Source organism: Dechloromonas agitata is5 (assembly GCF_000519045.1).
In the GTDB taxonomy this organism is placed as follows: Bacteria; Pseudomonadota; Gammaproteobacteria; order Burkholderiales; family Rhodocyclaceae; genus Azonexus; species Azonexus agitatus.
Genome location: NZ_KI912532.1, coordinates 222,174 through 234,288, shown reverse-complemented (window position 1 = coordinate 234,288; position 12,115 = coordinate 222,174). Strand labels below are relative to the sequence as shown.

Annotated in this window: 11 protein-coding genes and 1 tRNA gene; 8 read left to right on the top strand and 4 right to left on the bottom strand. The window is 64.0% G+C overall.

All coding sequences use genetic code 11. The features are described 5' to 3' along the window. The first annotated feature begins 107 nt into the window (after positions 1–107). Entirely contained in the window at positions 108–296 is a 189-nt protein-coding gene (locus K420_RS20665) for a hypothetical protein (protein WP_027456438.1), read from the top strand. Between the two features lie 7 nt (positions 297–303). Further along, positions 304–1,158, top strand: coding sequence for an alpha/beta hydrolase (locus K420_RS0101195; RefSeq protein ID WP_027456437.1), 855 nt, complete (start codon positions 304–306; stop codon positions 1,156–1,158). Between the two features lie 57 nt (positions 1,159–1,215). Here K420_RS0101195 and ccoG read toward each other — a convergent pair whose 3' ends face one another. Next, positions 1,216–2,631, bottom strand: coding sequence for a cytochrome c oxidase accessory protein CcoG (gene ccoG / locus K420_RS0101190; protein ID WP_027456436.1), 1,416 nt, complete (start codon positions 2,629–2,631; stop codon positions 1,216–1,218). Between the two features lie 343 nt (positions 2,632–2,974). On the opposite strand from ccoG, the gene K420_RS0101185 reads away from it, so the two are divergent. Beyond that, a complete protein-coding gene (locus K420_RS0101185) occupies positions 2,975–4,333 on the top strand; it encodes a sigma-54 interaction domain-containing protein (protein WP_035854356.1) in 1,359 nt (452 codons plus the stop codon). 138 nt (positions 4,334–4,471) lie between these two features. On the opposite strand, the gene K420_RS0101180 is transcribed toward K420_RS0101185, so the two are convergent. After that, a complete protein-coding gene (locus K420_RS0101180) occupies positions 4,472–5,101 on the bottom strand; it encodes a YbhB/YbcL family Raf kinase inhibitor-like protein (protein WP_027456434.1) in 630 nt (209 codons plus the stop codon). Between the two features lie 15 nt (positions 5,102–5,116). Further along, positions 5,117–6,667, bottom strand: a complete 1,551-nt coding sequence (gene murJ / locus K420_RS0101175) for a murein biosynthesis integral membrane protein MurJ (protein ID WP_027456433.1) — start codon at positions 6,665–6,667, stop codon at positions 5,117–5,119. Positions 6,668–6,776: 109 nt separating this feature from the next. Between murJ and K420_RS0101170 the strand changes: the two genes are divergently transcribed. Beyond that, positions 6,777–6,852 (top strand) — tRNA-Thr (locus tag K420_RS0101170). 104 nt (positions 6,853–6,956) lie between these two features. After that, positions 6,957–7,217 carry a rhodanese-like domain-containing protein gene (locus tag K420_RS0101165; RefSeq protein WP_027456432.1) on the top strand — a complete coding sequence of 87 codons (261 nt, stop codon included), beginning with the start codon at positions 6,957–6,959 and terminating at the stop codon, positions 7,215–7,217. Between the two features lie 200 nt (positions 7,218–7,417). Here the strand turns inward: K420_RS0101165 and K420_RS0101155 are convergent, their stop codons facing one another. Further along, a complete protein-coding gene (locus tag K420_RS0101155; RefSeq protein ID WP_084019726.1) occupies positions 7,418–8,398 on the bottom strand; it encodes a diguanylate cyclase in 981 nt (326 codons plus the stop codon). A gap of 154 nt (positions 8,399–8,552) precedes the next feature. Between K420_RS0101155 and K420_RS0101150 the strand changes: the two genes are divergently transcribed. The 3 genes from K420_RS0101150 to ccoS are packed head-to-tail and all read left to right on the top strand — an operon-like array spanning position 8,553 to position 12,023. Continuing rightward, on the top strand, positions 8,553–9,320 hold the full coding sequence (locus K420_RS0101150) for a 3-hydroxyacyl-CoA dehydrogenase (protein WP_027456430.1): 768 nt from the start codon (positions 8,553–8,555) through the stop codon (positions 9,318–9,320). A gap of 58 nt (positions 9,321–9,378) precedes the next feature. Further along, positions 9,379–11,817 (top strand): heavy metal translocating P-type ATPase, encoded by a 2,439-nt coding sequence (locus tag K420_RS0101145; protein WP_027456429.1) that lies wholly within the window; start codon positions 9,379–9,381, stop codon positions 11,815–11,817. Further along, positions 11,817–12,023, top strand: coding sequence for a cbb3-type cytochrome oxidase assembly protein CcoS (ccoS, locus tag K420_RS0101140; protein WP_027456428.1), 207 nt, complete (start codon positions 11,817–11,819; stop codon positions 12,021–12,023). The genes K420_RS0101145 and ccoS overlap by 1 nt, the downstream gene beginning before the upstream one ends. Positions 12,024–12,115 lie beyond the last annotated feature (92 nt).

The window sequence follows — 12,115 nt, the reverse complement described above, 5'->3', positions numbered from 1 at the left end:
CCTTCAGTATATCGCCGAAGCGGAGGCGGCGTGGGGCGGCAAAGCCGCCGCAGCCGGGGCGCCGGGTTGATAAAATTAGCGAGAACTAATATTTGGGAAGCCGCACCATGTCGTATCCGAACTTTGCCTATATTTCGCGCACCTTCGCCCCGGGCTGGTTCGCCGCCGTGATGGGCACCGGCGTGTTCGCCCTGACCACGCACAGCCTGGCTGCTGCTTGGCGGCTTCTGATTCGTGACACTGTTCCGCACGATGCGCGGTGTGGCCAGCGGGCCATTTTCCGGCCGCATCCGTGAGCGCCGCATGAGCGTACTGTGGGGCTTGCTGGCGCTGGCCGGTCTGCTCGGCGGGGCGAATGTCGCCATTCGGCGCGGACTGGCGGCGCCGCGCGTGATCGAGACGGGCAATCCGCAAGGCGTGCCCTGGCGGGCGGTGGATATGCCGACAGCGAATGGCAAGCGCTTGTTCGGCTGGTTCATTCCGGCCGGCGAGCCGGCGCCGGCCCTGGTCGTCATGCACGGCTGGGGCGGCAATGCCGAGATGATGCTGCCGCTGGCGGCGCCGCTGCACGCGCGCGGCTATGCCCTGTTGCTGGTCGATGCACGTTGCCACGGGCAGAGCGACGACGATCGCTTCGCCTCGCTGCCGCGCTTTGCCGAGGATATCGACGCGGCCCTGCTCTGGTTGGCCAGGCAGCCGGAAGTCGATGCCGCCCGCTTGGGCATCATCGGCCATTCGGTCGGGGCCGGTGCGGCCCTGCTGGCAGCTTCGCGCCGCCGCGACCTGCGGGCAGTGGTCAGCCTGGCCGCTTTCGCCCACCCGGCCGCCATGATGCGGCGCTGGCTGGCGAGCAAGCGCGTCCCCTATTGGCCCTTCGGTGCCTATATCCTGGCCTACGTGCAACGGGTGATCGGCTACCGTTTCGAAGACATCGCACCATGTCACACCATCGCCCGAGTCACCTGTCCGGTACTGCTGGTGCACGGTTTGGAGGACGATACCGTGCCGGTGGATGAGGCGCGCCAGATACACGCGGCGCGTCCGGGTGAGGCGGTGGAATTGTTGCTGGTCCCGGGCAGCCATGATGACTACGGCGACGTGACGCACCATCTGGCGCAACTGGGCGATTTTCTCGACCGCAGCATGGCCCTCCGCTGAAAAATGGACAAAAAAAGGCGGGAGACCAGCTCCCGCCCAAGCGGAGTCTGCCTCAGGCTACTGAGGCAGGAGGAAAGCAGCTTTCTCGCGGACCTTGATGGCCGGGTTGTCGATCGCGACGATGTCGAAGTGAATCGGGTTGGAACCGACCTTGCCGGCATCGGGCGGCACGCGGACGACGGTATTGGCCGAAGTGAGGCCGGCGGCAACGGCATCGACTTCCGGACTGCCGGCGATTTCGGCGCCAGGCAGGCCGTCGACGCTGATCCGGTAGCGATGCGGGACTTCCTCGGTATTCATGATCTGCAGCATGTACACGTTCTCGATCCGGCCGTCGTCGGCTTCGCGGGCGAGCACCGAGCGATCGCGGATGACATCGACCTTGAGCGGGATGCGGTTGGCGAGGAACCAGGCACAGGCACCGAGGATGATGGCAAGGATGGCGGTGTACAGCAGGATGCGCGGCCGGACGATGTGGGCCAGGATGTCCTTCTTGCCGAGGTGTTGCGCCATGGCGTTTTCGGTGGAGTAGCGGATCAGGCCGCGCGGCAGGCCGACCTTGTCCATTACCTGGTCGCAGACGTCGATGCAGGCGGCGCAGCCGATGCACTCGTACTGCAGGCCGTTGCGGATGTCGATGCCGGTTGGGCAGACCTGTACGCACTGGCCGCAATCGACACAGTCTCCCAGTCCTGCCGCCTTGGCGTCGACACCCTTCTTGCGCGCCCCGCGCGTTTCGCCGCGTTCCGGATCGTAGGTGATGATCAGCGTATCCGGGTCGAACATCACGCTCTGGAAGCGGGCGTAGGGGCACATGTACTTGCAGACCTGCTCGCGCATGAAGCCGGCGAACAGGTAGGTGAAGCCGCCGTAGAGGAAGATCCACACTGACTCCCACGGACCGAGGTTGCCGGTCAGCACGTTGTCGATCAGTTCATGCACCGGCGTGAAATAACCGACCAGCGTGAAACCCGTCCATAGCGACAGGGCTAGCCAGAGCAGGTGCTTGGTGCCCTTGATGCGGATCTTGCGGGCATCGAGCGGCGCCTTGTCGAGCTTGATGCGGGCGTTGCGGTCGCCTTCGATCCAGTTCTCGATCCACATGAACAACTGGGTGTACACCGTCTGCGGGCAGGCGTAGCCGCAGAACAGCCGCCCGGCGACGGCGGTGACGAGGAACAGCGCGTAGGCGGAAACGATGAGGAGGGCGGCAAGGTAGATGACATCCTGCGGCCAGAACACGGCGCCGAAAATATAGAACTTGCGCTCGACGAGGTGGAGCAGGATGGCCTGGCGGCCGTTCCATTCCAGCCACAGGCCACCGTAGAAGATGACCTGGGTGAAAAGGACGAGGGCGATGCGCCAGTTGTCGAAGAAGCCGCGCACGCCCTTGGCGTAGATTTTCCTGCGTTTTTCGTAGAACGAAACTTTCGGGACCGTTTCTGCCTGTGTATTCGTTTCCGGATGGCTCATGGATTCTCTGTTGAGGTTTTTAATTGTCGGGTCGGAAACCGGGGCTGGCGCCCGGGCGATCTGGTTACATAAAGCTAGCCTGCGGGGCGAACTAAGGGGGGAAATGTCGCCATATCGCTTGCCGGTTGCCAGCGCCTGCCCAAACTGGTGGTGAGGAAAGCGCCATGGGCAGGTGCCTCCGGTTTCCGGTTTGATACGTATCAAGATGCGTGCCTGCTTTTGCGGATTTTAAAATCCGTTATTAATCAGATGCTTGCGGTTTGGGCGGTGAATTGGCCTTGTCAGGCGCCGATGGTTTGTGTCAATAATCGATGTCAATTTTGACTGCGGTGACATATCTGACATGACTGCCCACCTCCTGAGCGAGCTGATTTCCTTCCTTGATGGACTGCCCGAGCCGCGCATCGTGATGAGCGCTGATTACCGCATCGTTGCCGCCAACGCCGCCTACATCCGCGAGTTCGGCGACGGCACGCCGCTCGCGGGGCGCATGTGCTACGAGGTGTCGCATCGTTTCGATGTGCCGTGCGACCAGGCGGGCGAATCCTGTCCGCTCAAGCTGAGCCTGGAGGATGGCAATCCGCAGCGCGTCCTGCATCTGCACCACACACCGCACGGCGAGGAGCATGTCGCCGTCGAGACGACGCCGATACGCGACGACGAGGGACGGATCGCCTATTTTGTCGAGACCATGCGCGTCGTCCGTCAGGCGAGCAGCCGGGCGGCGGCGCAGGGCCTGGTCGGCCGCTCGCCGGCCTTCATTGCCATGCTGGAGAAGATCCTGCGTGTCGCCAATTCCGATGCAGCCGTCGTGCTGCTCGGCGAAACCGGGACCGGCAAGGAACTGGTGGCTCGCGCCATCCATGAAGCCAGCGCCCGCGAGGAGGGGCCGTTTGTCGCGGTCGATTGTGCCGGGATGACCGAAACCCTGTTCGAGAGCGAGCTGTTCGGCTACGAGAAGGGCGCTTTCACCGGCGCCACGCATCGCAAGCCGGGCCTGGTCGAGGCGGCGTCGGGTGGCACGCTCTTTCTCGATGAAATCGGCGAATTGCCGCTATCCCTGCAGGTCAAGCTGCTGCGCCTGCTGGAAACCGGTACCTACCGCCGGGTCGGCGGTCTGGACTGGCTGCCGGCCGATTTCCGGCTGGTCACGGCCACCCACCGCGACCTGCGGGCTATGGTGCAAGCCGAAACCTTCCGCCGCGACCTGTATTTCCGCATCAATACCTTCCCGATTCACACGCCGGCGCTGCACGAGCGGAGCGGCGACATCCCGCTGCTTGCCATCTCGTTGCTTGAACGGGTCGACCGCAAGGCCGGCCGGCGCTTCAGCCCGGCGGCCCTCGAATGGCTGGCCGGCCGGCGCTTCAGCCCGGCGGCCCTCGAATGGCTGGCCGGCCGGCGCTACAGCGGCAACATCCGGGAGCTGCGTAACTTGGTCGAGCGCGCCTCGTTGCTGGCCGATGGCGAGGTGATCGACTTGCCGCACCTGATCGACCTGGCCGACGACCTGCCGCCAGAAGCCGGCCCGGCCGCCGGCAGTTTTGCGCTGAACGAGGTGGTGTCGCTCGCCACGCTGGAGCGCCGCTACCTGGCCTGGGCCCGGGCGCGGCCGGGGCTCGATGCGGCCCGGCTGGCCGAGCGCCTGGGGGTCAGCCCGCGCACGCTGTACCGCAAGCTGCAGGGCCGCGCCGCCGACTGAGTCAGTTCCCGGCCCCGGCCGGCACCGTCGAGAGCGGCGGTTTGCGGATCGTCATCGACCTGCCGGTCGAGGCGATGCTGCCCTTAAATGAAAAAAGCCATGCCTTTCCGGCATGGCCCGTCAGTGTCCAGACGACGGTTACTTCTGCAACTGCGGATTCAGCGTGTAGGTGCCGGTCAGGCTGGCCTGGGCCAGGATGTGGCCCTGCATGGCGCGGCGTACCTCCGGACCGCCGAAGCGGCCGTCGAGCGGCAGTTGGTCGATGTCCAGTGCGAATACCGTAAACACGTAGCGATGCACGATTTCGTCGTTCCACGGCGGGCAGGGGCCGTCGTAGCCGTAGTAGTCACCGCGCATGTCGTTGTCGCCGGCGAACCAGTCGGTATAGTTGTTGATGCCCTGGCGGGCGCCGTGCGCCGCCTGTGGGCCGGATTTCCCGCGCGGCGTCACGCTGCTGCTGAATTCGCCTTCCTTCAGCGCGGTCAGCGAGGCTGGCAAATCGACCAGCACCCAGTGGAAGAAATCGACGCGGGGCAGCGAGGCGGGAACGGTGCGGCCTTCCTGGTTGACGTCGTCGCCCTTGCTCGGCACGTCCGGGTCGTGACAGATCACGGCGAAGGAACGCGTGCCGGCCGGTGCGTCGCTCCAGCTCAGCTGCGGGTTCAGGTTGCGGCCAAGGCAGACGTGGTGGGCCGGATCAGGCGTGCAGAAGGCGTAGTCGCCGGGTATGTTCTGGCCATCGGAAAAACTGCTGCTGCTCAGTTTCATCGTTGAGTCTCCTGGTTAGACGGCCGTGCGCCGCTTGAAGTCGCCCAGCCGGAAGCCGAGCAGCCATAGTGTAGCGAAATATGCCGTGGCGCCAAGCGGCACCAGCCAGGCCAGGTGGATGCTGCGGGCCAGGAAGCCGGCCTGCAGCCAGCCGGCTTCGCTGCCCATCCCGAACCACAGCACGCCGGCCATGACGAGCAGGGCAAGGAACAGCTTGGCGATGAAGGCCGGCCAGCCCGGTTGCGGCTGGTAGATATCCATCCGGCGCAGGCCGCGATAGAGCATCGCCGCATTCAGGCAGGCGGCGAGGCCGATGGAGAGCGCCAGGCCGGCATGGCCGATCCAGCCGATGAAGGCCAGGTTCATCACCTGCGTCGCGGCGAGCGAAATCAGCGCGATGCGGACCGGTGTCCTGACGTTCTGTCGGGCGTAGAAGCCCGGCGCCAGTACCTTGACCAGGATCAGGCCGGTCAGGCCGATGGTGTAGGCGACCAGCGCCTCGCGGGTGCGGAAGACGTCCTCGGCGGAAAAGGCGCCATGGAAGAACAGGGTGGCGATCAGCGGCACGGCCAGGATGGCCAGGCCAACGGCGGCCGGGGCGGCGAGGAGCAGGGTCAGGCGCAGGCCCCAGTCGAGCAGCTTGCCGTATTCGACGTGGTTCTCGCTGGCGTGGTAGCGCGACAACGAGGGGAGCAGGATGGTGCCGAGCGCCGCGCCGAGCATGCCGGAGGGGAATTCCATCAGGCGGTCGGCGTAGTAGAGCCAGGACACGCTGCCGGTGGTGAGGAAGGAGGCGAAGATGGTGTTGATCAGGAGGCTGACCTGCGACACCGAGACGCCGATCAGGGCGGGCCCCATCAGCGTGGCGATGCGCCGGACGCCCGGGTCGGCCCAGGCGGCCCGCCAGTTCAGCGTCGGGCGGGGCAGCATGGCGATTTTCTTGAGCGCCGGAATCTGGATTGCCATCTGCAGCAGACCGCCGATGAAAACTGCCCAGGCCAGCGCGAGGACCGGTGGGTCGAAATACGGTGCAGCAAAGAGCGCCATGGCGATGAAGGCGATGTTGAGCAGCACCGGCGTGAAGGCGGGCAGGGCGAAGCGGCTCCAGCTGTTGAGCAGGCCGCCGGCCAGGGCGACCAGCGACATGAAGAGGATGTAGGGAAAGGTGATGCGGGTCAGCGTCACGGTCAGTTCGAATTTGCCGGCGTCGGCGCTGAAGCCGGGGGCGGAGATCCAGACCAGCAGCGGTGCCGCTGCGATGCCGATGGCCGTGACGGCGAACAGTACCATCGACAGCAGGCTGGCGACATGGTCGACCAGTGTCCGCGTCTCTTCCTCGCTGCGTTTGTTCTTGTATTCGCCGAGGATGGGCACGAAGGCCTGCGAAAAGGCGCCCTCGGCGAACATCCGGCGCAGCAGGTTGGGCAGCTTGAAGGCGACAAAGAAGGCATCGGTCGCCATGCCGGCGCCGAAGGCGCGGGCGATCACGAAATCGCGTACAAAGCCGAGGATCCTCGACAGCAGGGTCATTCCGCTGACCGTGGCCAGCGCGCGAAGCAGATTCATGGGAGAGTGGCGTTGCCTGACGGTGGGCAAAAAAGCTATAATTCTACGCTCTGCTTTTTCGGAAGCGGCGAAAGCCTGGCAGTAACGGGTTTTCGGCTCAACCCCGTGTGCCGTTGTAGCTCAGTTGGTAGAGCAACTGATTCGTAATCAGTAGGTCGTGTGTTCGATTCACATCAACGGCACCAGTCAATTCAGCATTTCGCCCAGGCTGCGCTTGGGCTTTTTGCTTTTCTGTTTCGCGACCCTCGCCCCCGGCAAGCGGCCGCGATCGCCGGCAAAGGAGGTATCGATGCCTACACCCCAGCTTCTTCTCGAACACCTGAGAAAACACGGGCAATTGCTCGACCGCGAAATTGCCAATGCAATCAAGATTCCGCTTGCCGAAGTCCGGGAAGCTCTGGCCGAATTGTCCGCCCAGCACGAAATCTCGACTTGCAGTGTGACCAGCTTCAAGGACGGCAAGCCGGTCCAGGCCATTCAATGCCGTATTTTCGGCTACATCCCGAAACCGGCTCCAGGGCGCAAGCCCGGCAGCAAGCCGGCCGAGTAGTTTTCGTGGGTGGCCGTCCGGCTGCCCACCCAGCCTCGGCGGAACGATCCCGGTGCCTGAAATGATCATCGATCTGGCGGCCCAGGCTTGGGTCGCCCTGCATCGTCTCAGCACGCATGCGCTGCTCAACTGGCTGGATGACCCGGCCATTCTGGCCATCGCCTTTTGCTAGGCTGGCGTTAGTTCGCCCCTTCCCTGTTTCAGGCAAGCGTTTCGCGGCTGAGCGAGACACGATTGCGGCCGGCGCGCTTGGCTGCGTACAGGCCGGCATCGGCAAAGCGCAACAGTTGCTGCGGCGCCAGGTGCGGGCCGGGGCGTGCGCTGGCCACCCCGAAACTACATGACAGGCGGCCATCGATGCCGCTGGCATGGGGGATGCATAGTTCCAGCGCAGACTGGCGCATGCGCTCGGCCACGGCGAGCGCGCCTTCGGCGTCGGTGCCCGGCAGGATCGCAACGAACTCCTCGCCGCCATAGCGGGCGACGCTGTCTTCCACCCGGAACAAGGACTCACTGAGCGTGCCCGCTACCGCCTTGAGGCAGGTGTCGCCTGCCTGGTGGCCATAGATGTCGTTGAATTGCTTGAAGAAATCAACATCGCTCAGAACGATGCTGAGCGGTGTTTCGGTGCGCAGACAGCGTTTCCATTCGGTGGCCAGCGTGTCGTCGAAATAGCGACGGTTCGGGATGCCGGTGAGGCTGTCCAGCGTCGCGATCTCCTTGAGCTGGCGATGCACGTGGCAAATTTCGCGTTGCCGTGCCGCGATGCGCAGCATGGCGCGCACTTTGGCAAGCAGGACGACTTCGGAAACCGGTTTGCTGATGAAGTCGTCGCCGCCCGCCAGGATGCCTTGGGCCAGCACATCCTCGTCGGCGACCGAGGACAGGAAGACAATCGGTGTCCATGGTGCGAAGTCGGCTGAAATCCCAGATTGCTCCAGATGGCGGATGGCCCGGGTCAGCGAAATGCCGTCGATGTCCTTTTGCGTGCTGTCGAGCAGGATCATGTTCGGACTGGTCGAGCGGATGACCTCCAGTGCCTCGCCGGCCTCGCCGGCCGCAATGACGCGGACGTCGGGCAATTGCTTCAGGCAGTCGCAGATCTGGGCCCGGTCGGTCGGTGAGGGGTCGATGACCAGAATAGTGGCCAGGCGCAAATGGGCGGGAAGACGATCTGACATGGTCTTGGGCGATCTTCGCAGGATCATCCGATGATGATAGCACCGCCAAAGACACGGGGATTTTTCTTTGACCGAACCCGGGGTAACATGCTCGTTTGTTCCATACGGTACCGTCTGGAATGGTGATTGAAATCAGAGACAGAGGAGAGTGGCAATGCAGATCAAGGACAAGGTATTTCTGGTGACGGGTGGTGGCTCCGGCCTCGGCGCGGCGACCGCGACGGCGCTGGTCGAGGCGGGCGCCAAGGTGGTTCTGGCCGATGTCAATCGCGAGGCGGGTGAGCAACTGGCGGCTCAGCTGGGTGGCAATGCGCTGTTCGTCGAAACCGACGTGACCGGCGAGGCTTCGGCGGCCAATGCCATCAACTCGGCGGTGGCCAAGTTCGGCGCCCTGCACGGCCTGGTCAATTGTGCCGGTGTTGCACCGGCCGAGAAGGTGGTCGGCAAGGAAGGCCCGCATCGCCTGGAGAGCTTCACCAAGGTCATCAACATCAACCTGATCGGTACCTTCAACATGCTGCGCCTGGCTGCTGAGGCGATGCTGAAGAACGAACCGGATGCCGGCGGTGAGCGTGGCGTCATCGTCAATACCGCTTCCGTGGCGGCATACGAAGGTCAGCTCGGCCAGGCTGCCTATGCTGCCTCGAAGGGCGGCATCGTCGCCCTCACCCTGCCGGTGGCACGCGAACTGGCGCGTAGCGGCATCCGTTGCGTCACCATCGCCCCGGGTATCATGGAAACACCGATGCTGCTCGGCATGCCGGCCGAAGTGCAGGATGCGTTGAACAAGATGGTTCCCTTCCCGACCCGCATGGGCAAACCGGCCGAATATGCTGCGCTGGTCAGGCACATCGCCGAAAACGCCTACCTGAACGGCGAGGTCATTCGCCTGGACGGTGCCATCCGCATGGGCGCCAAATAAACTATACTGCGCCTCCGCCCGTGGCTCGAAAGGCACTTCGGTGCCTTTTTTCTTTGGTATGTCAGCATCTTCCTGTTATCACTGTGGCTTGCCCATTCCCGACGACGTCGACCTGTCAGTCAAGATCGGCGGCGAAACGCGGGCGATGTGCTGCTACGGCTGCCAGGCCGTCGCCCAGTCCATCGTCGACAACGGTCTGGCGGATTATTACCGCAGCCGCGACGCACTGCCCGAGTCGCCGCGCGAAGCGATGCCGGCCGTGCTCGATCAGTTGGCGCTATTCGACCACGCCGAATTTCAGAAGAGCTTCGTCAAGGAGCTGGGTGAGAACGAGCGCGAAGCTTCACTGCTCCTCGAGGGCATCACCTGTGCTGCCTGCATCTGGCTGAATGAACAGCATGTCGGCCGTCTGCCCGGTGTCACGGCGGTCGATATCAACTACGCCACCCGTCGGGCCCGGGTCCGCTGGGATGAGTCGCGCATCAAGCTGTCCGATATCCTGGCTGCCATTGCCGCCATCGGTTACCGGGCCTATCCCTACGATGCGGCGAAAAACGAGGAGATTTCCCGCAAGGAACGGCGCGATGCGCTGTGGCGCTTGTGGGTGGCCGGTTTTGGCATGATGCAGGTGATGATGTACGCCTACCCGGTTTACATCGCCGACGGCGACATGACGGCCGATATCGAAAGCCTGATGCGTTGGGCCAGCATGGTGCTCACCGTGCCGGTCGTCTTTTACTCGTCGGCGCCGTTCTTCCGCAATGCCTGGCGCGACATCAAGTTGCGTCGCGTCGGCATGGACGTCCCGGTGGCGCTCGGGGTTGGCGCTGCCTTTCTGGCCAGTTGCTGGGCGACCTTTACGCAGGCCGGCGAGGTCTATTTCGACTCGGTCACCATGTTTGTCTTCTTCCTGCTCGGTGGCCGTTTCCTGGAAATGACCGCCCGCCAGAAAGCGGTCAGCGTGACCGAGGCCCTGGCCAAGCTGCTGCCAGCCTTCGCGCAACGAATGCCGGCTTTTCCTGCTGAGCGCTCAGTCGTGCAATGCGTGGTGGCTGATCTGCAGGTTGGGGATCATGTGCTGGTCCAGGCCGGTGACATCGTGCCGGCGGACGGTCGCATCGTCGAGGGGGTGAGCAGCACCAATGAAGCGCTGCTCACCGGCGAGAGCCGGCCGGTGCCGAAAGCACCGGGCGATCCGGTGACGGGCGGTTCGATCAATGCCGAAAGTCCGCTGGTGGTGCGGGTCGATCAGGTCGGTGAAGGGACGCGCCTGTCCGCCATCATTCACCTGATGGAGCGGGCGGCCGCCGAGAAACCGAAAATCGTCGAGATGGCCGATCGCATCGCCAGCTATTTCGTTGCGGCGCTACTCCTCGTTTCGGTGGCCGTGGCTATCGGCTGGTATCTTGTCGATCCGGCGAAAGCCCTGTGGATCACCGTGTCGGTCCTGGTCGTGACCTGTCCCTGTTCGCTGTCACTGGCCACGCCGATCGCGCTGACCGTCGCCGCCGGGGCGCTGGCCCGGGATGGCCTGCTGGTAACGCGTGGCCACGCCATCGAAACCCTGGCCCGCGCCACGCATTTTGTTTTTGACAAAACGGGAACCTTGACCACCGGGCGCATGCACCTGGTGGATGTCCTGCCTGCAGCCGAGTTGTCGCGCGATGAGTGCCTCGCGCTGGCGGCTGCGCTGGAGCGGGCTTCCGAGCACCCGCTGGCCAGCGCTTTGCGCCATGGTTGGACGGGGGCGGCTCGGGAGGCTGTCGATGTGCGCAGCGAACCGGGGCAGGGGGTCGAGGGGTTGATCGATGGTTGTCGCTATCGTATCGGCCGGCCGGACTTTGCCCTCGCTCTGGCCGAAGGGAGCTTGCCCGAATCTGCCGGCGAGTGGCTGGCGAGCGGCGATACGGTTGTCGTGCTCGGCGACGAGAACGGGTGCCTGGCCCTGTTTCGTATCGGCGACGAACTGCGCCCCGAGGCGGCCCGCCTGGTCGGTCAATTGCGAGCCCTGGGCAAGCAGGTCGTGCTGCTGACCGGTGATGCGGAGAGCGTTGCGCGACGCGTCGCGGCTGCCTTGGGTATCGCGGATGTGCGGGCCGGTGTGACGCCGCAGGGCAAGCATGACTGCGTCAAAGAGCTGCAGGCGGCGGGCGCGGTCGTGGCAATGGTCGGTGACGGTGTTAATGATGCGCCAGTCCTGGCCCAGGCGCAGGTTTCGGTGGCCATGGGCGGCGGGGCGCAACTGGCCCGTACGCAGTCCGATTTCGTCCTGCTTTCCGAGAATCTCGATCACCTGCGGCATGGGCTTTCCCGTGCCCAGCGGACGCTGGTCATCATCCGGCAGAACCTGTGGTGGTCCTTCGCGTACAATTTCGTTGCCTTGCCCCTCGCCATCGCCGGTCACGTCACGCCATGGCTGGCCGGCATTGGCATGTCGGCCAGTTCGCTGCTGGTTGTTCTCAATTCGCTGCGTATCCAGCGCCAGGAGTCTGACTGATGGAAAGTATCTACCTGTTGATTCCCATCTCGGTGCTGTTGGTGTTCGGCATCGCGCTCGCCTTCTGGTGGTCAGTGCGCAGTGGCCAGTTCGACGATCTTGAAGGGCCTGGCTTCCGGGTTCTGATGGATGATCAGCCGCCACCAGCGGTTGATGCGAATAAGGGGAAGGGCGAAGCGAATGCAGCAAAAGCTGAAGAAGTTTGACTTGAGTCAATGCTCCAGGATGGCTGAGCGGTAATAATTCGCGCATTGCAAGGCGGCTGCCTTGCGTCAGTTCTCTGTTGGGGTTGGGGTGC